Annotated in this window: 19 protein-coding genes; 12 read left to right on the top strand and 7 right to left on the bottom strand. The window is 43.7% G+C overall.

The features are described 5' to 3' along the window. The first annotated feature begins 260 nt into the window (after positions 1-260). A complete protein-coding gene (locus CWI32_RS08660) occupies positions 261-1898 on the top strand; it encodes a long-chain-fatty-acid--CoA ligase (protein WP_100535121.1) in 1638 nt (545 codons plus the stop codon). A gap of 201 nt (positions 1899-2099) precedes the next feature. Here CWI32_RS08660 and CWI32_RS08655 read toward each other — a convergent pair. Both CWI32_RS08655 and CWI32_RS08650 read right to left on the bottom strand, forming a co-directional pair. Continuing rightward, positions 2100-2851, bottom strand: a protein-coding gene (locus CWI32_RS08655) for an IS5 family transposase (RefSeq protein WP_370981754.1) whose coding sequence is annotated in 2 segments (ribosomal slippage) — positions 2100-2617 and positions 2617-2851 — 753 coding nt in all. Because the reading frame shifts where the segments join, the coding sequence is not laid out codon by codon here. A 61-nt stretch (positions 2852-2912) separates the two neighbouring features. Beyond that, the gene (locus CWI32_RS08650) at positions 2913-3203 is read right to left on the bottom strand and encodes a hypothetical protein (protein ID WP_100535120.1); all 291 of its coding nucleotides are present in this window, start codon (positions 3201-3203) and stop codon (positions 2913-2915) included. A gap of 536 nt (positions 3204-3739) precedes the next feature. On the opposite strand from CWI32_RS08650, the gene CWI32_RS08645 reads away from it, so the two are divergent. The 3 genes from CWI32_RS08645 (at position 3740) to CWI32_RS08635 (ending at position 6569) form a co-directional block, all read left to right on the top strand. Further along, positions 3740-4762 carry a flavin reductase family protein gene (locus tag CWI32_RS08645; protein WP_005096945.1) on the top strand — a complete coding sequence of 341 codons (1023 nt, stop codon included), beginning with the start codon at positions 3740-3742 and terminating at the stop codon, positions 4760-4762. 31 nt (positions 4763-4793) lie between these two features. After that, the gene (locus CWI32_RS08640) at positions 4794-5960 is read left to right on the top strand and encodes a fatty acid desaturase family protein (protein WP_005096944.1); all 1167 of its coding nucleotides are present in this window, start codon (positions 4794-4796) and stop codon (positions 5958-5960) included. 258 nt (positions 5961-6218) lie between these two features. Then, positions 6219-6569: a hypothetical protein gene (locus CWI32_RS08635; protein WP_005170837.1), complete on the top strand. Its 351-nt coding sequence runs from the start codon at positions 6219-6221 to the stop codon at positions 6567-6569. A 69-nt stretch (positions 6570-6638) separates the two neighbouring features. Here the strand turns inward: CWI32_RS08635 and CWI32_RS08630 are convergent, their stop codons facing one another. Continuing rightward, complete coding sequence (locus CWI32_RS08630; RefSeq protein WP_005096941.1) at positions 6639-7349, bottom strand: HAD family hydrolase; 711 nt, start codon at positions 7347-7349, stop codon at positions 6639-6641. Positions 7350-7631: 282 nt separating this feature from the next. Between CWI32_RS08630 and CWI32_RS08625 the strand changes: the two genes are divergently transcribed. Beyond that, on the top strand, positions 7632-8525 hold the full coding sequence (locus CWI32_RS08625) for a LysR family transcriptional regulator (protein ID WP_005096940.1): 894 nt from the start codon (positions 7632-7634) through the stop codon (positions 8523-8525). Here the strand turns inward: CWI32_RS08625 and CWI32_RS08620 are convergent. Then, entirely contained in the window at positions 8514-9515 is a 1002-nt protein-coding gene (locus tag CWI32_RS08620; RefSeq protein ID WP_005096939.1) for a CmpA/NrtA family ABC transporter substrate-binding protein, read from the bottom strand. The two genes, CWI32_RS08625 and CWI32_RS08620, sit on opposite strands and share 12 nt — an antisense overlap. Positions 9516-9525: 10 nt before the next feature. Next, the gene (locus tag CWI32_RS08615; RefSeq protein ID WP_100328604.1) at positions 9526-10104 is read right to left on the bottom strand and encodes an ANTAR domain-containing response regulator; all 579 of its coding nucleotides are present in this window, start codon (positions 10102-10104) and stop codon (positions 9526-9528) included. A gap of 491 nt (positions 10105-10595) precedes the next feature. Between CWI32_RS08615 and nirB the strand changes: the two genes are divergently transcribed. The 5 genes from nirB (at position 10596) to CWI32_RS08585 (ending at position 20371) form a co-directional block, all read left to right on the top strand. Then, a complete protein-coding gene (gene nirB, locus CWI32_RS08605; protein WP_100535118.1) occupies positions 10596-13142 on the top strand; it encodes a nitrite reductase large subunit NirB in 2547 nt (848 codons plus the stop codon). A gap of 24 nt (positions 13143-13166) precedes the next feature. After that, positions 13167-14777 carry a nitrite reductase small subunit NirD gene (gene nirD / locus CWI32_RS08600; protein ID WP_100535117.1) on the top strand — a complete coding sequence of 537 codons (1611 nt, stop codon included), beginning with the start codon at positions 13167-13169 and terminating at the stop codon, positions 14775-14777. Positions 14778-15082: 305 nt separating this feature from the next. Continuing rightward, entirely contained in the window at positions 15083-15892 is an 810-nt protein-coding gene (locus CWI32_RS08595) for a formate/nitrite transporter family protein (protein WP_005170868.1), read from the top strand. 65 nt (positions 15893-15957) lie between these two features. Beyond that, positions 15958-17688, top strand: coding sequence for a bifunctional protein-serine/threonine kinase/phosphatase (locus tag CWI32_RS08590; protein WP_100535116.1), 1731 nt, complete (start codon positions 15958-15960; stop codon positions 17686-17688). A gap of 520 nt (positions 17689-18208) precedes the next feature. After that, positions 18209-20371: a TonB-dependent receptor family protein gene (locus CWI32_RS08585; RefSeq protein WP_100535115.1), complete on the top strand. Its 2163-nt coding sequence runs from the start codon at positions 18209-18211 to the stop codon at positions 20369-20371. An 85-nt stretch (positions 20372-20456) separates the two neighbouring features. On the opposite strand, the gene CWI32_RS08580 is transcribed toward CWI32_RS08585, so the two are convergent. Further along, a complete protein-coding gene (locus CWI32_RS08580) occupies positions 20457-21065 on the bottom strand; it encodes a MarC family protein (RefSeq protein ID WP_100357603.1) in 609 nt (202 codons plus the stop codon). Between the two features lie 30 nt (positions 21066-21095). Continuing rightward, on the bottom strand, positions 21096-23132 hold the full coding sequence (locus CWI32_RS08575) for a choline transporter (RefSeq protein WP_100535114.1): 2037 nt from the start codon (positions 23130-23132) through the stop codon (positions 21096-21098). A gap of 260 nt (positions 23133-23392) precedes the next feature. On the opposite strand from CWI32_RS08575, the gene betI reads away from it, so the two are divergent. After that, positions 23393-23980 (top strand): transcriptional regulator BetI, encoded by a 588-nt coding sequence (betI, locus tag CWI32_RS08570; RefSeq protein ID WP_005170886.1) that lies wholly within the window; start codon positions 23393-23395, stop codon positions 23978-23980. 14 nt (positions 23981-23994) lie between these two features. Beyond that, a complete protein-coding gene (gene betB / locus CWI32_RS08565; protein ID WP_100535113.1) occupies positions 23995-25470 on the top strand; it encodes a betaine-aldehyde dehydrogenase in 1476 nt (491 codons plus the stop codon). Positions 25471-25472 lie beyond the last annotated feature (2 nt).

Genomic DNA, 25472 nt, shown 5'->3' with positions numbered 1-25472 from the left:
TACATGATCATTAAATTGAATATCAGGTCTCAACCTTTCTAGGGAAATTCTCTACCTCTCCATCAATCGTATTCTAATTTTTATACGCCTGAGTCACTTCTCTTAATTTGTCACAATTCGATACTTACAAATTCAGATTTACTTGCTAAATTCAGTCCACATGATGATAAAAACTATGTCACGGTCTTAGACCGAACCATCATGTATATATAACAACGATACGAATACACGGACCAATAACAAGCACAAAGGAGTGGACAATGCTCGGAAATATGATGTTTCAGCCTTTACTGATCAGCAGCATGATTGAACATGCAGGGCGCTATCATGCCGATACCGAGGTAATTTCCAAAAATACCGACACCAGCATTAAGGTGACTAACTGGGGCGAAATTCATCAAAACTCGAAACGTTTTGCCAAGGTATTGCAACAACTCGGCTTGGAACAGGGAGATCGGGTTGCCACCATTGCCTGGAATAATCATCGCCATTTAGAGTCCTGGTATGCTATTTCTGGCAGCGGTCTGGTCTGTCATACCATTAATCCGCGCCTGTTTCCGGAGCAGCTGATTTTTATTATGAATGATGCGGCAGATCGTGTGGTCATCTTTGATAAAACATTTGTACCTTTAATCAAGGCGGTAAAACCGCTGCTGACCTCAGTCGAGCATTTTATCTGTCTGGATGCTGCCGATCCGAGCGTCACTGAAGCCATTCCAGAAGTGCAATTTTATGATGATCTGATTGCCAGTCAACACACAGAATTTGAATGGCCAGTCATTGATGAAAACTCAGCCAGTTCACTGTGCTATACATCAGGAACCACGGGCAACCCTAAAGGCGTGCTATATAGCCATCGCTCTACTGTATTACATAGCTATGCCATCATTTTACCGGACTCATTAAATGTCTCGGCTGCCGATATTATGTTGCCAGTGGTGCCGATGTTCCATGTGAATGCATGGGGCACGCCATACGCGGCAGCCATGGTGGGATGCACGCTGGTACTGCCGGGGCCAGGTCTGGATGGTGCCAGTCTGGTGAATCTGATTGATACTTATAAAGTTTCAGTGGCGCTTGGCGTGCCAACCATCTGGCAGGGTTTGATTGCCGCAGCAAACCAGTCAGGTTCCAAGCTGGAAAGTCTGAAACGTAATGTAATCGGAGGATCGGCCTGTCCACCGGCAATGTTACGAACTTTCAAAGAGCAGTTTAACTGTGAAACAATTCATGCTTGGGGCATGACGGAAACAGGTCCAGTGGCTACTGCCAATCAGCTCAAAGCCAAACATTTACAGCTATCAGATGAAGAAAAACAGCAGATTCGTCTGTCTCAAGGCCGACCGCCATTTGGGGTTAGTGTACGTTTAACTGATGTAGAAAAATGTACGCATGAAATTGAACGAGATGGTGAAACTATCGGAAGTTTACAGGTGAAAGGGCACTGGGTTATTAATAAGTATTTCGGTAAGCAAGAATCTCCATTGACTGAGGATGGTTGGTTAGATACAGGGGATATTGGCACGCTGAATCAAGATGGTTTTGTAAAACTCAGTGACCGTTCCAAAGATTTAATCAAGTCTGGCGGCGAATGGATTTCATCGGTGGATCTGGAAAATATTGCTATGGGCCATCCGGAAATTGCGATGGCGGCGGTGATTGCCGCCCAGCATCCAAAGTGGGATGAACGTCCGGTATTGATTGCGATTAAAAAATCGGACAGTCAGCTGAGTGAGACAGAGCTACTCGATTATTATGCTGATAAAGTCGCTAAATGGCAGGTTCCAGACAGAGTGGTTTTTGTAGACTCAATTCCACTAAGTGGAACTGGAAAGATGCTGAAAAAAGATTTGCGGGAACTCTATGGGAATATTCTTTTAGAGCAGGCTGTCGGTTAGAGCCTCAACATGAAATTTTGATTGAGCCATATATGACATATCTTTTGTCATAAGAAAAGCCTATTCTAGAGAGGATAGGCTTTTTATAAATACTCATATCATTGATTTTTAAAGTTATATATGGAGTTTTAGGGCATTGGTTTTAGAAAATTATAAAATCTTAAATTTCTTTTTCATAAAGTAAAAAGCTAGGGTGTGTCCTCATTTGGCTTTGCACCAAATAAATATACAGGCTATACGAATCATAGATTTATAATTGCGTGCCAGTTTATCAAATCGAGTTGCAATAGCACGGAAATGTTTTAATCTCGCAAAAGCATTTTCAACTAAATGTCTTAATTTATATAGATATTTATCAAATTCCTTATTCGATCTCTTACTGTTTGATCTCAATGGAATAATGGGAATCATATTCTTGTTCTTGGCATATATTCTAATGTGCTCAGCATCATACCCCTTATCAGCAATGAGATAAGTTGCCTCGTCTACCGTATCAATCAGTTGTTTTGCAACTTGACTGTCGTGGACGTCACCCCCAGTGATTTTAAAATCAATCGGTAATCCATTCGCGTCGGTTGCAAGATGTATTTTTGTTGTTCGTCCACCACGTGATTGTCCAATTGCTCTTTCGAAACCATGCCGAGCTCCACTTGCATGTTGATGCACGCGTATGTAACTTCCGTCAATGAATACCCATTCTTGATCCAAGACGCCTCGTAATCTAAAAAAAATTTATCCCACAATCCCTTGCTTGCCCAACGATTAAAGCGATTGTAAGCAGTTTGCCAAGGACAAAATTCTTGGGGAATATCACGCCATGTGGCGCCTGTACGCAGTTTCCATAAGATCGCTTCCATGATATTTCTACTATTCTTTGAACAGTAACAACCGTGTAATCGCATAGTATCTTGAATTTGCTGCCAGATATCATCGGTGAGAAGAGTACGTGCCATTGAAAAAATATAGAAATCAAAAGAGCTTAAAGGAGGATTTTAAGTATTTAAAACCAATTTTTCAAATGAGGACACGCCCTAATAAAACACTTAACCAAAATAAATAATTTAAAAGAAAATAGTTAAAGAGAAATTCATCTTGATCCCAGAAAATAAATAACACACTTATATTATTAGCAGGTGATGTAAAATCTCCATCAATTAAGAATACAAAAGGAAATCCTCCTGCAAGTCTATGTACTTCCTCAATTTGATCTACCACTATACGATTAATAGGGATGTATCTTTGATAAAACAAAGATACCGAGGTTAGTGCAAAAGATAAAATGCTGATATATAATATTTTTTTCATAGACTAATTCTTTGTCTTTTAAGTTTATCAAAAACAACCAATAACACAGCCAGGAAATAGAGTCAGAAGAATGGTTGGTATATTGCTATACATTTCAACTATTCTTTAAAAAACTACCCTTTACGAATTTGTCTAAAAAGAATAAAACTAACGTAGCAATAATTAGAGAAGCTAATATATACGGTTAGCAATTTAAGGATGCTATGTTATCAATTCAAATTACTAGAGATGACAAATAATGTATCGCATGACGATCTCACAAGCAAAAAAATCACTCAGAATTGATTTCCCTATAAAAGTCAGCTTTTTATATAGAGTTAGCAGAATTAACAGATATAAAAATCCCTTTTTCTAAAAACTATAGTTTCAGCAGATGCTTTTGCTTCATATTGTCCGACAAAAAGCTCTATTATGTTTGATAAGCACATAATTTGACCTGTATTGATATGGTCTGAATTATAAAACGCTTTATGCTGACAACATAATAAATAGACAGTTGTACATTAATATTACTGTCTGCGGATAAGGGGATAAAAATGACAAGTATGCCGACCTATCAGCCGCATTGGGTTCGTGAAGATTTCATTGATTTTATTGGTGAAAAAATCCATCCAACCTGGGCGTTTAAAAAAGTTAAAGCGGCCATTATGGGCATTCAGGCCATCAGTCCTGACTTTTTCAAGATTCACTTGCGCCCGAATCATAATTTTAAAGCCAGGTCATTTCAGGCTGGCCAGCATATTGCAGTAACAATAAGACTCGATGGTGTACGTCATCAGCGATATTATTCTGTGGTGACGGTATTAAAAAATGGTGATCTGATTATTGCGGTGAAACAGCAAGGCAAAGTGTCACGCGCCTTGAGCCAGATGCAAATCGGGGCTGTCATTGAAATTTCGCAGCCGCAAGGTGACTTTATACTGCAAAACTCTAGCCAGCCAACCTTATTTCTGGCATCCGGCAGTGGTATTACTGCAATATATTCCTTGCTGCAAAAAGCAGTGATCCAGTCCCTGGAACAGATCGACCTGATTTATTTTACTCGCGATGATGCCTTTCATGCTGAATTGAAAACCCTGGCTTTAATGCATCCAAACTTGAAATATCATCATTTTAATACACGGGAACAGCAACAGCATCTGAATCAAAGATTATTGCAAAAACTGGTGCCAGATGTTGCAGAACGAAAAATATATGCCTGTGGCTCTGCTGGGATGATGAAGGCTGCACTTAGAATTGTAGAAAAACTGGATTTGAAATCCAATTTTCATTCGGAATATTTCCAGATTGTGGTCGATGAAAAAATTAAGGCGCAGCCAGTACAGTTTTTAAGATCGCAGCAAGTGTTTCAGGCTCAGTCCAACTTGCTGGAAAGCGCTGAAAATTCAGGCCTGCGTCCTGCTCATGGTTGCCGGATGGGAATCTGTAATACCTGTTCCTGTACCAAAGTCAGTGGCTCGGTGCGTAATGTCCTGACCGGTGAGGTTGATCATGGCAATAACACCCAGATTAAACTTTGTATTTCCCAGGCGATGAGTCCAGTCGTTATTAATTTATAAGCCAGTATTAAACGAATAAAAAGGTGCTCCCATGAATATGCAAATTGATTTTAAACGACACAGTAAGTCGCAATTTCTCAGTCCTGAACAGATTGAGGAGTTTGGTGCTAAAGTCGATGCGATCCGCCGCGAGGTCATGGACGATCTGGGTGAAAAAGACGCCAATTATATTTATAAAATCCGTAATTTTGTCCGTTATAGCGAAATTGCATCCCGAGGCATGTTGATGTTTGCTGGCTGGTTGCCACCGGTTTGGCTGGCAGGGACAGGGCTGCTTGGCATCTCCAAAATTGTGGAAAATATGGAGCTGGGACATAATGTCATGCACGGTCAGTTCGACTGGATGAATGATCCGACCCTGAACGGAACCACCTATGACTGGGATACGATTTCCACAGGAGATGACTGGAAATATACCCATAACTATATTCATCATACCTATACCAATATTGTCGGGATGGATCATGATGTCGGTTATGGCCTGATTCGGGTCAGTGAATCCCAAAAATGGGAACCACGTTTCCTGTTGAATATTCCACTGGGCATGCAGTTAATGGTGTTTTTTGAATGGTATGTCGGCCTGCAACGCTTGCATCTGGAAGATGTGATTGCCTATAAAACCAAAACCTGGAAAGAAGTTTGGAAAGAAGCGGCTCCACTGCGTCAAAAAATGCGCCGTCAGGTGTTAAAAGATTATGTATTTTTTCCAGTGATTGCTGGCCCGAATGCCATTCCTGTGTTTGCCGGAAATGCTGTAGCCAATGTAATTCGTAGTCTGTGGGCGTCTGCGGTGATTTTTAATGGTCATTTTACGGAAGATGCTGAAACTTTTGAGATGGACAATACCGACAATGAAACCCGTGCTGAGTGGTATTTACGCCAGGTTCGTGGTTCGAGTAATTTTACCGGGACGGACTGGCTGCATATTTTGAGTGGTAATTTGAGCCATCAGATTGAACATCATCTATTTCCGGACATGCCAGCCAATCGCTATGCGCAGGTGGCGCCGAAAGTAAAAGCGCTGTGTGCTGAATATGGCATTCATTATAATGAAGCGAGCTTTATAAAACAGTTTTCTACTGTTTGGGTGCGTCTGGCCAAATGTTCATTGCCGAATCACTGGACTGCACAGATTATTGAAAAAACCCACTCTGCTAAATCTGCATTGAGCTACTTTAAATCCAAAATCATGCCCTAATTTTTAATGTGTGGTATTCACCCGTTTGCTACGCCTCAATAGATTTACATGGTCTATTGAGGCCTTTTTTGCTTTTTTGTCGTTTTAGTAGAAATTGAATCATCCATTTTTATGAATGAAGTATGGAGAGATATTTCAAAAAAATCACCAAAGAAAAACAGATACGGTACTGCTGAAACGCTTTGCCTACAACAACCTGCTTAAGCTCTAGAGGGTTGTCTCTATAATGGCCGCGTTGTCACACTCAAGGGCTCAGTTTTGAAATATCTTCAATTTTTTTCAGGCATCTCATTATTACTGCTTTTAACTGCTTGTAACCTCACAGAAGCACCAGCTCCAGATTATCAGGGAAACTGGAAAAATACGCTGGAAAATCCAAAACTTGAAAATGTATTGGTCATTTCGAAAAATGGTGAAAATTACTTCATTACCAACACCATAAAAGACAAAGAAACTGGTAAAACCGAAAAGAAAAATCCGATGCCGGCAGCAGTGAGCAAAAATGGCTTACTTCAGTTAAATGCAGGTGCGGGTATGGTTGATTTTGCAATCGATGAAAAAACAGGAAATCTGGTCGGTTCAGGCTCAGTCTATGAGAAAGCCAAATAACGTTTTCTTCTCAGGTCAGAGATCTGCAGAAAAAAATGTCATGAAATACAATGATTCATGGCATTTTTTTTATTGGGCTAAACTTAATAACTCAGTAAAATCTTCTGCAAAATAATTTGCTTGGACCTTGATCAAATCTATTTCATGAACAGAGTATTGATCATAAACTGCAATCACATCGATTCCTGCATTGTTGGCCGCTTCAACGCCAATTAATGAATCCTCAATAATCAGGCAATCTGCGGCTTGCACCTGAAAATGCTGAAGGGCATTGAAATAGACTTCAGGATGCGGCTTGATGTTCTGCACATTTTCACGGGTCAAGAGCAGGGCAAAGTCATCATTAAAGCTGATTTTTTTGTTAATGTTTTGATTATTGTCCTGATAACGCTGCACATTGAACAAACTGGTGGTTGTGGTCAGGGCGATCTGAATCCCTTGTTGTTTCAGGGCTTGAATGAACCGTTCAGCATGTGGTTTTAGCTCGACCACATGATCGAGAAAATGCCGTGAAATTGCATAACGGCGGTTTTTTACTTCTTCTTTATTCGGCGCAAATCCATAAAGCGCTTTTAAATAAGCACAATATTCCAGATAGGGATCCGGCCGATGTTTAAATTTTTTGAGCTGAAGATCGCGCTGTTGCTGGATCTGACTTAAGTCGACTTCAATATTTGCCAACTCCTGAATCAGCGCAGCATCGACCTGATTCCAGACTCCCACGGAATCAATCAAGGTGCCATCCAAATCAAAACACACCAACTTTTTGCCTTGGAACATAAGATATTTCTCTTAATTTGCATCGTTAATTCTGTGGGCTTGAGTATATAGCATGAAGCTTGCGTGTTTAAGTTGACCAAGGAAAAACAGAAGTGCATATTTACAACAGAACTACTTGTAACGAGGCTCCACATCAGAGAAAAGTAATTTTTAACACCACATGGAAATTGACTGATCCTAGAAATCGTTGCAAAGTGTTATATTTGAACATTGGCAATTGATAAAATGATGTCGATGATATCTTCGTCAAAATTATTAGAAAGTTAAAGGAAATGTGTTTCTGTGTTTGAACTTGACTGTAAATTGCTCAGTATTTTTTATTATGTCTATAAATTTAAAAACGTATCTCAGGCAGCTGATCATTTAGACATGAGCCAGCCAGCGGTGAGCAATCTGCTGAATAAAATTCGCCAGCATTATGGTGATCCTTTATTTTTACGTATTGGCAATGAAATGCTGCCGACAGATTTATCTAAGCAGTTGTTTCCCTTGGTCAGTGAAGCACTCAGTAAAGTTGAAGCGATTAATAATTTCACCATCAATTTTGATCAGGTCACTTCACAGCAACGTTTTACACTGGCGATGACCGATGTATCGCATCTGGTGTTATTGCCAAAAATTTCACAGTATCTCAAGCAGCATGCATCACATATCCGCCTGAATGTGCGTCCGATTACCTCGGAAACCAGTTATCAGATGGCCAATGGCGAGATTGATCTGGCTTTGGGCTTCTTGCCAAATCTGGAGAATGGCTTTTATCAGCAGAAACTGTTTGAACAGTATTATGTGGTGATCGCAGCGAAAGACCATCCGCGACTAACGGGTGACAGCATCACGACCGAAGAGTATTTACGTGAAACCCATATCGATATTGATGCCGGGATGGGGCATTACCATATTGAAAATGAATTGCTGAATCTGGAACTCAAGCGCGACATTCTAATGCGTCTGCCCAGCTATTTAGGCGTGGGACTGGTGGTACAGGAAACCGATGCGATTGCGACCGTGCCTTATTATTTGAGTGAAGTCCTGTTATCACGTGGCAATCTCAAGATTTTTGGGGCACCGATTGCTTTCCCGACCTATTCTGTAAAGCAGTATTGGCATATGTCCTGTCATCATAAAACCAGTCATCAATGGCTACGCAATATGTTGCATGAAATCTTAAGCAAATAGCATTTCAGCATACATGCATTGTGCTGCAATCTGCTTTTTCTCTATCTCAGAGATTTCGACACCATCCCATTTTTCAATCTGCTCGATTAACCAGATAAAATCGGCAAGCTGCGGTTTCGCACTTGCACCAACAAGATTGCGGATGATGTTTTGAATTTTATGATAGTCACAGACATGACGCTGTGCAGAGCATTCAAACTGGATAATCTGATAATCAACCAGCATGTCCCAAACTTGGGACAGATCAGCACGCTGTTTTAAATCCGTTTGGGCTTTCTGGACAGCATTGACCAAAGCCTTCACCGTGCATGGATGTAATTCTGCCCATTCCTGAGTCATGGCCAGAACCTTGTCGGCAACTTTAGGAATGACATTCTGGCTTGCAGCGACAATTAAACTATAGCCTTCAAGCTTGGCCTGAATATTCCAGGGTTCTCCCACACAAAAGCCATCAAAGACCTGTTCCGAGATTCCTTTTACCATCGAAGCTGGTGGTGAGGTCATGAGCTGAATCTTGTGGGCAATATTGACATCTGTCAGGGCTAACCATTCTTTTATACAATAATGATGAATTGAGTGCTTATAGACATAGGCCAGATTCATTTTCTGCTGTTGTTGCAAGGCCTGCACCAGTTTTTGAGAACTGCTTTTTTCATCATCTTCTGCATCAATTCCCAATTCATGACACAGATCTTGACGCAGGCTGATAAAAGCCTGATTCATGCTCAGTACCAACGGGGTTTGCAAAGCCACCTGTAACTGGTCTGTACCCAGAGCAGCAGCAGGTAGCATGGCGGACAAACAATGCGCAGCGTCCAGAAAGCCATAGGCCAGACGGTCTCTTAAACTGGACCAGGAGGCCTCCCGGATTAAGTTGATGGTTAATCCCTGTTCGGCAAAATAACCCTGTTTTTCGGCCCAGAGAATGGCCACACAATCAAGCAAAGGAATATAGCCAATATTGAGTTCAGTTTTTTCTAATGTGGACATATGCTTTTCCTTATTGGCCCAATAACAGCTTCTGTGCATCGAGCAGGCGTCTGGCCATTTCACCAATGGTAATCCGGTGACTCATGGCATTTTTACGTAATAAGGCAAAGGCCTGTTCTTCAGATAATGCATGCAGCTGGATCAGCAATGCTTTGGCTTTATCGATATCTTTACGGTCAATCAGCTTGTCTTGGGTTTCTTTTAAATCGTTCAGCAGCTTTTTATGCTTGCGGAACTGTTCAATTGATATTTCCAGAATGCTTTCTAATTTGCTGGGATCAATACCATCGACAATATAAGCCGTGATCCCGGCATCAATCGCACTTTTGATGGTGTCTTTATTGGAGTTTTGGGTAAACAGTACGGTAGGAAGTTCATATTGGCTGACACAGCTTTCAATAATATCCCGATGTGGATGATCCATATTTAGCAGAATCACATCTGCATGGATGCCTTTGACATGCACCATATTCAGATCATTCAGGATTAAACAGGCCACCACCTGAAAATCATGTAACAGCAGCGATTCCTGGATGAATTGGGCGCGCTCCAGATCATCATCAATAAGAGCAATTCGTAATTTAGACATGGAATATTTTCAAGTAAGGCCTAAGGAATATTCAAGTACGAATAATGCAAAAAACATGCCATGATATTGGTGCATCAAAGAGTTATTTTGAGTTCAATTTGGTGCAGGAGTTTGGCATCCATCATCAAAATAAAGCATTTCCTGCAATTTTCTGGCTGATATCAGTCATTGTGTTACTAAAAAAGTTGGCATGCTTCCTGCATTTATCAAATTGTCAAAGATGACTTTCAATACGAATAACGGCCAACGATGCCCGTTCTGATCGTAGTTGCACTTTAAAAGGGTGCAACTGATATTTCGTTCAGCACAGGATAAATGACATGGTCAGTTGTTCAGCAATACAAACCGTACGGGCATTTCAACCTTTGATCCAGCATTTCAAACAGCTGGGCACGGTATTTACCACCCATTCAAACAGTCGACATATCAACCACTAGATCTGATATGTGGCTTTTTATCGTCTTTAAAAAAACAATAGTCGGAGCGCAGATATGAAAATTCTCATGATTGGGCATGGCATGGTGGGGCATAAATTCATCGAATCTGTACTGGAACAGGCCGGTGATGACATTGAGCTGACCATTTTGGCAGAAGAGCCACATTTGGCTTATGACCGGGTACATTTGACCGAATATTTCAGCGGCAAGTCGGTCAAGGATCTGAGTCTATGCCGTAGTGATTTCGCCGATGCCTATGGCATTGATTTACGACTGAATACCAAAGCAGTTGAAATGGATCAGCTGAATAAAACGGTAACGACTAATCACGGTGATGTGCTGAGTTTTGACAAGTTGATTCTTGCCACCGGCTCTTATGCCTTTATACCGCCAATCCCGGGCAATGAGCGTCAAAACTGTTTTGTCTATCGTACTATTGAAGATCTGGACGCGATTCGTGCCGCCAGCCTGAATGCAAAAACCGGTGTGGTGATTGGTGGCGGCTTGCTCGGACTGGAAGCAGCGAAGGCATTACGAGATCTGAATCTAGACACCCATGTGGTGGAATTTGCACCGCGTCTGATGGCGGTGCAGATTGATGATCTGGGTGGCCGGGTATTGCGTTCTAAAATCGAAGATTTAGGCGTCAAGGTTCATACCCAGAAAGCCACATCAAGTATTGAAGATGGTGACAGCACTCAGCATGTAATAAAGTTTGGCGATGGCTCAGTCCTTGAAACCGACATCATTTTATTCTCTGCCGGCATTCGCCCACGTGATGAACTGGCCCGGCAGAGCGGTCTGCTCATCGGTGAACGAGGCGGTATCATCATTAATGATTATTGCCAGACCTCACATCCGGACATTTATGCCATTGGTGAATGTGCACTTTGGGACAATAAAATTTATGGTCTGGTTGCACCAGGCTATGACATGGCGCGTATCGCAGCGAAACATGTACTGGGCCAAGAGAGTCATGCATTCGCTGGCGCCGACATGAGCACCAAGCTCAAACTGATGGGTGTGGATGTTGCTTCTATTGGTGACGCACATGCCATGTCACCTGGTGCCTTGAGCTATTTCTATGCTGATGAAGCCGCGCAGGTTTATAAAAAAATCGTGGTGTCAGCAGACAGGACCAAGCTGCTGGGCGCGGTGCTGGTGGGCTGTGCCAAAGAGTATAGCGATCTCCTACAAATGATGCTGAATGGTCTGGCTGTACCGGAGCAACCGGAAAGCCTGATCATGCCAGGCTTTGATCAGTCAACTTCCAAATCGGGTGGCAGTGGCATCGATTTATTGCCTGACAGTGCGACCATCTGTTCCTGTAATAACGTTTCCAAAGCTAATATCTGTTCAGCCATTGATGGCGGTGCAACTTCATTGGGTGCACTGAAAAAATGCACGCAGGCTGCAACGGCGTGCGGTGGCTGTGCGCCACTGGTGACGCAGGTTCTCAAATCCGAATTACAGCGTCAGGGTGTCACGGTGAACAATCACCTGTGCGAACATTTTGCCTATTCGCGTCAGGAACTGTATCACCTGGTACGCGTGCATGAAATCAAGACTTTCTCTGACCTGATTCAGCAACATGGTCATGGGATGGGCTGTGATATCTGCAAACCGACTGTGGCCAATATTCTGGCATCCTGCTGGAATGATTTTGTTCTGAAACCAAGTCATGCCGGTTTGCAGGACAGCAATGACTATTATCTGGGCAATATCCAGAAAGATGGTTCCTATTCGATTGTGCCACGTGTGGCAGGCGGCGAGATCACCCCGGATGGCCTGATTAGCATCGGTCAGATTGCCAAAGATTATGGCTTATATACGAAAATCACGGGTGGACAACGGATTGACATGTTTGGTGCGCAGGTACATCAATTACCGGAAATCTGGGGAAAACTGATCAATGCCGGTTTCGAGTCCGGACATGCCTACGGCAAATCCTTACGTACCGTGAAATCTTGTGTGGGCAGTACCTGGTGCCGTTTTGGCGTCGATGATTCTGTCGGCTTGGCGATTTTTCTGGAAAACCGTTACAAGGGCCTGCGTTCACCGCATAAAACCAAAATGGCCGTATCCGGCTGTACCCGTGAATGTGCCGAAGCACAAAGCAAGGATGTGGGGGTGATTGCCACGGAAAAAGGCTGGAATTTATATGTCTGCGGCAATGGCGGTATGAAGCCGCGCCATGCAGAACTGCTGGCTTCAGATCTGGATACTTCCACACTCATCAAATATATCGACCGCTTCTTTATGTTCTATATCCAGACGGCGGATCGTCTACAGCGCACCAGTGTATGGCGTGACAATATGGAAGGTGGGCTGGATTATCTGAAAGATGTCATTGTGCACGATTCGCTTGGCATTGCGGCTGAACTGGAAAGCCGTATGCAGCATGTGATTGGCACTTATCAGGATGAATGGCGCACCGCGATTGAAGATCCAGAAGTACGCAAACGCTTTAAAACCTTTATCAACGCCAAAGCAGCCGAGCAGAATGACCCGCATATTCAGTTTGCACCTGTACGTGGTCAGATCCGGCCAAAGACTGACGCTGAACGTGATCTCAACCGTATTCCAGTGGTTGAAGCCTAAACACCACAGTCAGGGAGAATGAAAATGACAATTTTAAAAGATATGAACGAACTGAACTGGTACGAAGTCTGTCATCTGGATGAGATCACCCCGAATACTGGTGTTGCAGCTTTGATTGAAGATCAACAGATTGCAATTTTTCGCGTGGGTCAGGAACAGCGGGTGTATGCGCTCAGCAATCAGGATCCGTTTAGTCTGGCCAATGTCATGGCACGTGGCATTCTGGGCGATCTGCAAGGTGAGCGTGTAGTCGCATCCCCAATTTACAAGCAGCATTTCAGTCTGGTGACCGGCCGTTGTCTGGAAGAGCAAGATCAGAAATTACTGGTATTTCCAACCCGAATTGAAAATGGCACAGTCTTTATCAGCCCAACTGCACAAAAGACCTATATTTCCAGTAATGGTCAAAACACAGAGCGTTTAAAACTGGTATTGGTCGGGAATGGGCTGGCGGGTATGCGCTGTCTGGAAGACTTGCTGGATATGGCGCCAGATCGTTATGACATTACCGTGATTGGGGAAGAGCCATGGGGCAATTACAACCGCATCATGTTGTCACCGGTATTATCTGGTGAGAAAAGTTTTGCCGAAATTATGTTGCATTCAGTCGACTGGTATACTGAAAAAGGTATCCGTTTTATTGGCGGAGATGCAGCACTCTCTATCGACCGCTCACGCAAACAGGTGCATACCGGAAAAGGCGAAATGGTTGCTTATGATCGTCTGATCCTCGCCACTGGTTCCAAACCCTTTATACCGCCAATTCCAGGTGCTGAACTTGAAGGCGTGATGAGCTTCCGGGATATTCAGGATGTTAACCGCATGCTGGATTACTGCAAAACCAAGCAAAATGCCGTCGTCATTGGCGGTGGTCTGTTAGGACTGGAAGCCGCATATGGCTTGAAACAGCGAGGGATGAATGTAACGGTGCTACATCTGATAGACCGTATTATGGATCGTCAGCTGGACATGAAAGCCAGTCAAATGCTGAAGAAATCAATTGAAGAAAAAGGTATTAGGATTATCACCGAAGCCAATACCGAAGAACTACTCGGTAGTGATGGTCACGTGACTCAACTGCGCTTAAAAGACGGGACAATGCTGGATGCTGATCTGGTGGTATTCGCCGTCGGGATTCGACCAAATAAAAGTCTGGCCGAACAGTCTGGCCTGCGCTGTAACCGCGGCGTGCTGGTGAATGACACCATGCAGACCTATGATCCGAGTATTTATGCAGTGGGTGAATGTATTGAGCATCGTGGTCAGACCTTTGGATTGGTTGAGCCATTATGGGGACAGGCCTTTATCTGTGCGACTCATCTGGCTGAACATGGCCGACTGACCTTTAAGGCACCGACTGTTCCGACCCAGCTTAAGGTCAGCGGATGTGACGTATTCTCGGCAGGTAATTTTGAACCGACTAATGATTTCGAAGATATCGTGCTGAATGATGAGAAGCGTCAGATTTATAAACGGATCATCATTCAACAGGACAAAGTCATCGGTGCGGTGTTGTTTGGCGATACTGAAGATGGGGCATGGTATGCCGAACTGATTGCAGATCAGACACCAATTAGTAATATCCGCAGCAAGCTGCTTTTTGGTCGGGATTTTGCATTAAGGAAAGTAGGCTAATCGGATAAAGCTCTCCAGCCCTTCTTTAGCAAAGGAGGGTTGGGGAGGATTAAATTTTAGGCTTGCTCATTCAGAAATTATATTGCTGGATAAGCCTTCAATTGTAGGTTGGTGCAACAAAGCCAATTACATTTAAAAATATGGCACGTTATTTGCTGATCTATTTAGTAAATATGGCAACGGCGCCATGACACGATTGATCTGCTTAAATAATGCAAGGCAAAGACGCCTAGGGTTGAAATAGACCTTAGGCGTCTTTTTATTTAATAACAGGCAAGAAATTTTTATATAAAGGGGATAAAACTATGGCTTATCTTGCTCCTGCAGAGTTTGCAAAAAAAGTAGTCGATGCTGGTGAAGCAAAACTGCATATGGCCACACGTGATGTTGTAATTCGTGCATTTATGGCCGGTGCGATTCTGGCACTGGCAGCAGTATTTGCGGTGACGATTGCTGTACAGACAGGGGTGCCACTGATCGGTGCACTGTTATTTCCAGTCGGGTTTTGCATGTTATATCTATTGGGCTATGACCTGCTGACCGGGGTATTTGTATTGACTCCTTTGGCCTGGCTAGACAAACGTCCAGGGGTGACATGGGCGCGTATTTTAAAAAACTGGGGGCTGGTGTTTTTAGGCAATTTTATTGGATGTTTAACCGTCGCGATCTTGATGGCGGCGGTCTATACCATGGGTTTCGCAGCTGAACCAAACGAAGTCGGCGTAAAAATTGCTCATATTGGTGAAGACCGGACTTTGGGTTATGCCGAATATGGCTTTGCTGGCTGGATGACCATCTTTATACGCGGCATGCTGTGTAACTGGATGGTGTCACTTGGTGTGATTGGCGCCATGATGTCAACAACTGTAAGTGGAAAATTCATTGCCATGTGGATGCCGATCATGCTGTTCTTTGCCATGGGATTTGAGCATTCTGTCGTGAATATGTTCCTGTTCCCATTTGCCATGATGATGGGCGGTGATTTCTCGATTACAGACTATTTCTTGTGGAATGAATTACCGGTAGTGCTGGGTAACCTGGTTGGTGGTTTAGCTTTAACTGGTCTGGCGCTGTATACCACGCATGTCCGTACAGGTGATAAAAAAGAATTTTAATTTGAGCATGATATTTATGTCTTGAAATTGAAGGGATCGATTCGATCCCTTTTCGAGTGTCTACAATGAATAAAAAATTAAAGATCAGTATCGGACAATATTCTTCCGCCGGAATCAAAGCACAAAATCAGGATTTTCATGGCATTTATATTCCTGAAGGCCATGCGCTGAGCAGCAAAGGTATTGCCTGTGCCATTGCAGACGGGATTAGCAGCAGCAATGTCAGCCATATTGCGGCAGAAACGGCGGTCAGTAGTTTTTTATCCGATTATTATTCAACTTCGGATGCATGGAGTACCCAAACTTCAGCTGCTCGGGTGATTCGTGCGACCAACTCCTGGCTGTATGCGCAAACCCAACAGAGTCAGGGACGCTTTGATAAAGATCATGGTTATGTCTGCACCTTGAGTGCACTGATTTTGAAACAAAACAGGGCACATATTTTTCATGCAGGTGATAGCCGTGTTTATCGCATTCAAGCCCAAAGCATTGAACAGCTGACCATTGATCATCGGGTTCGTTTATCTTCAACCGAGCATTATTTAAGTCGTGCTTTAGGTGTAGATCATCGGATTGAAGTCGATTATCAACAACTTGAATTATGTGAAGATGATTTGTTTCTCTTGATGACCGATGGCGTCTATGAATTTATCAATATACAGCAGATCTCGGATATGCTGCAGCAAAAACAAAATCTGGATACTATTGCCCAATCTATCGTCGAACTAGCCTTAAAGCGCGGCAGTGATGACAATCTCAGCATTCAAATCATCCGAATTGATGCATTAGCTCAAGAGAAAAGCTTTCAGATTCAGGAAAATATTTTATTTCCACAGCAACTCAGTCATGGTGATTTGTTTGAAGGTTATCGCATTCATAAAATCCTGCACCAAAATCATCGCAGTAGCCTTTATTTGGCGCAGGATGCAGCCACACAAGCTCAGCTGGTCATTAAAACCTTGTCTGTCGATTTGCAGGATGACCTGAAAGCAGTGGAACAATTCCAGCTGGAAGACTGGGTATCCAAGCGTTTAAAACATGAAAACCTGATGCACTACTATCCGCATACAGGCAGTAAAAAGTTTTTATTTCAAAGTTATGAATACTTGCAAGGGGAAAGCTTAAACCGATGGCTACATCGTCAAAAAACTGCTTTAAGTTTAAAACAACTGATTCCGATTATTGAACAGGTGGCCAAAGCACTGAATGCCATGCATCGACTTGAAATGCTGCATCAGGATGTACGGCCAGAAAATGTCATGCTGCTTGAACCGATTGATGCTTTGAAAGTAAAACTGATTGATTATGGATCGACGGCAGTTAGAGGGCTGGTCGAACTGAATCCTAAACATGCAGATGTGCCTTTGGGAACGTTGGCATTTATGGCACCAGAGTATTTTATAGGGCGCTCACCCTCGGTAAAATCAGATCAGTTTTCACTGGCAGTGATGAGCTATTATTTATTGACCCGGCAATTGCCTTATGGGACAGAGCTGGCGCGCTGCAAGACCGAAAAAAAATTAAAAAAGGTACGCTATCATTCACTGTCTGAATATCGTCCGGATTTGCCCAAGGGTTTGGATGCGATTTTTAAAAAAGCACTGTCAATTCGTCCAGAGCAACGTTATGAGGCACTTTCAGCCTTTATCTATGATCTGAAACAACCCGACCTTGAATTAAAACAATCTGCTTCGCGTCCTGTCATTGAGCGTTATCCGCTTGCATTCTGGCAATGTTGCACCGCGATTCTGTTTGTTTTATTGCTCCTGGTTATTTCCCTGTATTTTATCAAATGAAGATCAGCTCCATAGGCGAATTTTAATCTGTCAAACCAGTGCTATCGGAAATGCTGTTGTAAACTTTGCTGCGAAAAAGTAAAAAAAATAGCAAAGGCCATGATATAGAAATTTAGCTCTATAAGGCTTTAGAAAGAGGTTATGAATGACATGCGATCAATCATCCGCTCAATTTTAACCAGCTTTATAGATAAAGAAACTGGTATAGCTCCAGGTAAATTTATCTGTATATTATATTTTGCCAACTGGAAATACATCTGTGCAGAATTAAATCACTTATTATTTATAATCAAATAGTTAATTTTTAAGTTCTTGGAACTTGTGCAGATGTGGTAAAGATCTTGCAAGTTCAATTGCAGAAAAAATATAAAATTAAATCAAAAAACATACGCTGATCAGTCAGTTTTTTGGCAGAAAATAATGCTTCGATTCAGGATTGTTCATTTATGCTACGCCATGATTTTTAAAACCAGAATCCCGCAGGATTACGATCACGGATACAGGATTGTATAAACCCGATATGAATACGATAACGATTCCACTAAATAAAAAACCGCTTAGCTTGATGATTCTTTCGGTTCTTTCAAGCGCTGTGTATGCCGAAACATCTATAAGCCAGAAGACTGTACAGCAGCTCAACACCATCGTGGTCAGCGCTGAACAGGCAGATCCACAGCAGCAATATCAGGCCGAGCTTGCTCAGACTTCAGGTGGCACCAATTTTATTTCAGCCGAGCAACTTGAGCATCAGCATATTGCAAATAATGCCGATGTGTTTCGTTTACAACCTGGTATCTATGCTCAATCTCCGGGCAATGAAGGGGCCAAGGTTTCCATCCGTGGTTCCGGTATTAACCGGACTTCAGGTGCCCATGCCTCTGGTACTTTTGTGCTGATTGATGACATTCCGTTTACCGGGCCGGGCGGCACAGCTTATGAATTACTAGAGCCTTGGTGGATTGATCATGTTGGCGTCTACCGTGGTGCGAACGGTTTTAAACAGGGAGCGCTGGCTTTAGGCGGAGCGATTAACTATAAAAGCAGAACCGGTGCCGAGCAGAATGGCTCTGAGCTGAAGTATGAAGCAGGCAGTCATGGTTATCAGAAATACCAGTTCAGTACCGGCCGCAAGCTGGATCAACTGGATTATTATCTGGCAGTGACCGGTTCACAGTTTGATGGAATCCAGGATCATGCCGAAGGTGATGGTAAAGGTCTGGCTTTTAATCTTGGCTACCAGATTAGCCCGGATATAGAAACCCGTTTTTATGCCCGTTACCGTGAAAGCAAACATCTGACACCGGGGCGTATTACCCAAGAACAGCTGAAAAATAATCCTGAAGCAGCCAATAGTTTTAATTTGGCCGTAGATGCCAAACGTATTCAGCCTGGCAGTACCTGGCTCGCCAATACCACCACCTGGAATTTGCAGGATGATGCAAAACTGACAGGAAGTCTGGCTTATCATCATTATCCGCTAGATTTACGTGAAAGCAGTTATCGTACCAATGTCGATTATGAAGATATTACTGCACGTATTCAGTATGAAAAACCCTACCAATTATTTGGACTCGAGCATCAGGGACGTATTGCCTTGCGCAGTACCACGCATCGGCCCAACAGTGGCGTGACGGAAACCATCCGTACTGACAGGGTTATTGATGAAGTCGAGTATCCGGCAGATACGGTCACACGCCGATATACTTATCGTGGTTCAGACAACGTATTGCAATTTGATCAGCAGACGGCGCTCAATGACCGGCTTTCCCTCGATCTGGGTCTTGCAGCAGTTTATGCCCATCGTGAAAGTGAAGTGACTTATCCAGTTGCCAGTCCTAGAATTAATCAATATGAATGGCATTTTGCCCCACGTCTCGGAATGACTTATCAGCAAAACGAGTCTTTGCAGTGGTTTGCCAATTTAAGCCGCAGCATCGAACCGGCTCATCCTTGGGCGATGTCATGGTCATCACCTTATTATTTTGAGGAAGGGGTTGCCTCAGGTCGGGTACGTGCTCCGATTCATTTAAAAACCCAGACTGCAAATAGTTTTGAAGTGGGTGGACGTGGCCAATCAGGCCTTGGTGACTGGGCGCTAAGCTATTATTACTCTAAAGTTAAAAATGAACTTTTAAGCTCTGAAATGATTAAGGATTATGGAAATAATACTGCCCCTTCAGAAGAAAGAATTGGTGTAGAAGCAAATGCCACGCCAACCATTCATCAAGGCATCGAACTCAGTTTAGATACACCTCTACGCGAATTTCAACACGGTGAGTTGCGTTTGCAACAGGCCTATACACTGAGTGATTTCCAATATAAAAATGATCCGCTATTTGGCGAAAACCAGTTGCCCGGGATTCCAAAACATTTGTATCAGGCACAGCTCAGTTATGCCATGCATAATGGTTTCTATATTGGCCTGAATAGCGAATATGCCTCTAAAATGGCGCATGATTATGCCAATAGCCGCTTTAGTGATGATTACCAGATCTGGGGCATTGATCTGGGTTATGCACCTGAACAGCAGTCCTGGAAAACCTGGATCAACTTCAAAAATATCACCGATGAAAAATATGCTGCTGTGGTGATTCCCGGTCTAAATGATCAAGGAAAGGATGAGGCGCGTTCTTCACCAGGCGAAGGATTCTCGACTTATGCTGGCGTATCTTTCAAGTTTTAAAAGTTAGGCTCTGATAGCAAAAAAAGAGCGGGGATTAGCCCGCTCTTTTTTTTTTGGTCAATTTAATATCAGAAGTGCTTCTTGATTATCCCTGGATAATTCCATTGACGCCCGTGACGATCATGTCGATCGCAATGGTACCAATCAGCAGCGCAGCAACACGGCCAACAATATCCACATATAAATCTATATAGTTGGAGTATTTATGCTGCAAATGATCATGCAGATATTTCATGAGAATCAGTAAGCTACAGGTCAAAAACAGGGTAAGAAAAATCACCAGCATGGTTTGCCATAAACTGAGCTGAATTCCGGTAATCACCGCCGCTGAAATGGTGCCCGGGCCAATCATAAATGGCATGGCAATGGTGCCTGCCAGATGATGAGGTGCCCCACGCATCACGCCAATGGTATCGGCGCCTTCAAAGACATAGCGATAACCAATCACCAGAAAAATGATACCGCCAAAAATCTGGAAAGATTCAAAGCGTACATGCAGCACTTCCTGAAAGAATGCTTCACCGGTCTTGGCAAAAATGATAAAGACGATAAAACTGATCAGGCTGCCCTGAATCAATGCCATGTTAAATACTTTGGCCTCGGAATTACGGATAATTCCGAGCATATAAATACTCATCAAAAATGGATTGAGCAAAGAAAAAAACAGGGCAAAGGCATGTAAGCTTTCTGACATCATCAATTCCTTCTAAGACCTTGGACAGTATTAATTTTCACGGTCTGGAAACAGGGGACGTGTACCCGGACTGATACGGTTAATATGTAGATACATCATATGACGTTCATATTTATCCAGAATGTCGTTAATGACCTGTTCCTTACTATAACCGACCAGATCATTGCCTTGTGAACCTTCAAACAGATAACTTTCCAGACGGTAGTAATAACGTTTGGCTCGTTTGCCGCGTGAGCTGAAGTTTGGCGTGTCATAACGCACCGGCCAGATTTCATAGACAAAGTTTTCTTCTTCATCGAGCTGAATAATCAGATCCAGATGATAGAGTTCCGGCTCATCATCTACCGCTTTCTCCTGTACATCGACATGCACGCCCTTATTCATTAATTCAGTTGCTACCGCTTGAATAGCCGGTTTGCAGACATCTTCCAGCATGCTGCGAGTCTGGGACAGGCTCGGGTGTAACATCACCCGGCTAAGCCGTTTTTTCCAGTTAAAAATATCCACGTTTCCGACCACAGGAGCGGCATTCATACTGGTACTGGCCTGACGGAAATCTTCCAGACGCAGGGATTTATACAGGCCCGCCATGACAAAGAAAATCACAAAGCTAAAAGGCAGTCCCATAATAATGGTGGTGTTTTGCAAGGCTGTAACACCGTTGGCCATCAGCATCGCCAAAGTCAGCAAGCCAATCGCAATGGCCCAGAAAATACTCAGCCAGCGCGGTGAATCATGCTCGATATTGGTAAATTTAGTGGTGAAATTCCCCAGTACCAAAGCGCCAGAATCCGCAGAAGTGACATAGAACAACAAACCGGTAATGGTCGCGATCCCTGCGATAAAGCTAAAGCCAGGATATTGCGCCAGCAAGTCATAGAAACCATGTGCCGGATTTTCCAGGACTGTGGTCGCCAGTTGAGTATTGCCATCAAACATGACGCTATGGAGTGCACTATTACCAAAAATAGATAACCAGGTCAGGGTAAATAATAGGGGAATAATCAAGGTGCCGGCGACAAACTCACGGATGGTTCGTCCACGTGAAATACGCGCCAGAAACAGCCCGACAAAAGGAGACCAGGCAATCCACCAGGCCCAGAAGAACAAGGTCCAGCTATTCATCCATTCTTTAGGTTGCTCAAATGGAAAACTGGTTAAGGACAGCTTTGGAAACTGACTGATATAGTCACCAAAGTTCTGAATCAGGGCGGCCAGCAAGAATTCGGTATTGCCCATCATTAAAATAAACAGTAACAGGCCAATCGAGACATAAATATTAATTTCTGAAAGGACGCGGATGCCTTTATTGACACCGGATGCAACAGAAATAATGGTAATAATCACCGCGACTGCGATTAATCCGGTCTGTACCCACAGGTTTTCCGGTAAATCAAACAGCACATGCAGGCCGTAATTGAGCTGGACCACACCAATACCGCAGGTGGTCGCAATACCGAAAATCGTGCCGAGTACTGCCGCAGTATCGACCGTATGCCCAATCGGACCATGAATCTTTTTACCAAAAATCGGATAGAGTGCTGAACGGATGGTCAGTGGCAGGTTATAACGATAACTGAAATAGCCCAGGGCCACACCTATCAGTGCATACATGCTCCAGCCAGTTAAACCATAGTGGAACAGGGTCCAGACCATGGACTGGCGAGCCGCCTCGAAAGTCTGGCCTTCACCGACGGGTGGATTCATATAATGCGAGAGAGGTTCCGCCACCGAGAAGAACATCAGGTCAATCCCGATTCCGGCAGAAAACAACATGGCTGACCAGCTTAATAAACTAAATTCAGGCTTGGAATGTTTAGGCCCTAATTTAATTTCCCCATAACGTGAACAGGCAATAAAAATAATAAACACCAGATACAAAGTGGCAGCCAGCAGGTAATACCAGCTAAATGTACGACTGACCCAGTTCAGAATATTGGTGATGACCAGATTGGCCTGTTGATTGAATAAAATCGTGACGAGAGAAAAAAGCAGAATAAGTGTTGCTGAAACATAAAACACCACTTTATTCAGACTATCCTGCACTTGTTCAGTTTTCTTTTGCATAAATCTGTGACCGTAGTTTTATTGTCATGTGATTTACAGCGCAGTTCGATTTGACACAGGGTTCGACACTTAAAGAGTCAAAGCCGAATCAATTACAAACATTTGCAAATCCAAAACAAACTGCGCTGTACATCTGAGGTTGCTAGGCACTATAATTTTTATTAATTGATCGTTCAATTAAAAAAACGTTTTTTAATGTTACCTCATTCTGCTATTGCAGCATGAGTCCGATTTATAGATTCGTTATTCAGGTTAGTCTTATGCCAAAAGTTGGTATGCAACCGATCCGCCGTCAACAGCTTATTGACGCGACCCTAGCTGCTGTAAATGAACTAGGTTTTGCAGAAACCTCAATCAGCCAGATTGCACAACGTGCCGGTGTTTCGACCGGCATCATAAGCCATTATTTTGGCGGGAAAAATGGCCTCATTGAAGCAACAATGCGTTATTTATTGCAGCAGTTAGGTAAAACCGTGGCAGAGATGCAGACCCAGGTGGATGCCACACCTGAGCAACGTTTGCTTGCCATTGTACGGGGTAATTTTGCTGCACCTCAAACCAATAAGGCCGCTATGAAAGTCTGGCTGGCATTTTGGGCGAGCAGCTTGCATCAACCGGACTTGCATCGGTTGCAACAGGTTAACCATTACCGCTTACATTCCAATCTCAAGCACGAATTTATGAAAGTGCTGTCCAAATCAGAAGCAGAAAAAGCGGCACAAGGGCTAGCTGCACTGATTGATGGTTTCTGGCTACGTGGAGCACTGATCAGTGGCGAGATTGATCCAGAAATGCCGATCGAACTGTGTAGCCAGTTTATCCAGCAGCAATTGAAATCACACAAATAGGCGAGGGAATTACAGTGACTACCTATCATTTACAGCGTCCTTATATTCACGGCCAATATGTCGATGCAACATCGCATCGCAGCTTTGAAAGCATCAACCCTGCAACTGGTGAGATCCTGGCGGAAATCCAGATCTGCAGCAAAGAAGACATTGATCGTGCCGTCGAATCTGCACAAAAAGGGCAGAAGGTCTGGGCTGCAATGACGGCGATCGAGCGCTCCCGGATTTTAAATAAAGCAGTCGCTATTTTACGCGAACGTAGTGATGAACTGGCGCGTATTGAAAGTCTCGACAGCGGTAAAGCCTGGAGTGAAACCTCTACGGTAGATATTGCGACTGGTGCAGATGTCCTCGAATATTATGCCGGCATCTTGCCAGCCCTCGAAGGACAGCAGATTCCACTGCGAGAGACTTCATTTATTTATACCCGTCGTGAGCCTTTGGGTGTTGTGGCCGGCATCGGGGCCTGGAATTATCCAATCCAGATTGCATTATGGAAATCTGCACCAGCACTGGCGGCAGGCAATGCCATGATTTTTAAGGCCAGTGAAACCACGCCTTTGACCGCACTGAAACTGGCTGAAATCTATACCGAAGCCGGTGTGCCGCACGGGGTATTTAATGTCGTGACTGGCAGTGGCGAGATTGGCGCTTATTTAACTGCACATCGGGATATTGCTAAAGTCTCGTTTACCGGTGGTGTTGCCACGGGTAAAAAAGTCATGGCGCAAGCCGCAGATTCCAGCCTGAAAGAAGTCACCATGGAACTCGGTGGGAAATCTCCCCTGATTATCTGTGAAGATGCCGATCTTGATCTTGCCGCTGACATTGCCATGATGGCCAATTTTTACAGCTCAGGTCAGGTCTGTACCAACGGCACCCGGGTATTCATTCCCTATACCTTAAAAGCGGCTTTTGAAGAAAAAATCTTGCAGCGTATTCCTCATATCCGTATAGGCGATCCGCTCGATCCGGAAACCAATTTTGGGCCAGTCTCTAGTTTTGCGCATATGCAGAAAGTACTGAAATTTATCGAGCAGGGCAAAATCGAAGGGGCACGATTACTTTGTGGTGGTGGCCGTGCCACACAAGGTGATTTGGCCAAAGGTGCCTACGTCTTGCCCACGGTATTTAGTGACTGCCGGGATGATATGAGTATCGTCCAGCATGAGATCTTTGGGCCTGTCATGAGCATTTTAAGCTATGACTCTGAAGAGGAAGTCATTCGCCGTGCCAATGCGACCGAGTACGGACTGGCTGCGGGTGTTGTCACGCCTGACCTTGCCCGTGCGCATCGTATCATTCACCAGATTGAAGCCGGAATTTGCTGGATTAATACCTGGGGCGAATCTCCAGCGGAAATGCCGGTCGGTGGTTATAAACACTCGGGCGTAGGGCGTGAAAATGGCATTGTGACTTTGCAGCAATATACCCAGACCAAATCGGTTCAGGTGGAATTGAGCCCATTCCAGTCCGTGTTTAGCGCATAAGG

It is taken from the genome of Acinetobacter pseudolwoffii (assembly GCF_002803605.1).
GTDB classification, from domain to species: Bacteria; Pseudomonadota; Gammaproteobacteria; order Pseudomonadales; family Moraxellaceae; genus Acinetobacter; species Acinetobacter pseudolwoffii.
Note: the sequence above shows the minus strand (reverse complement) of the source record. Positions and strands in the feature narration are given on the sequence as shown.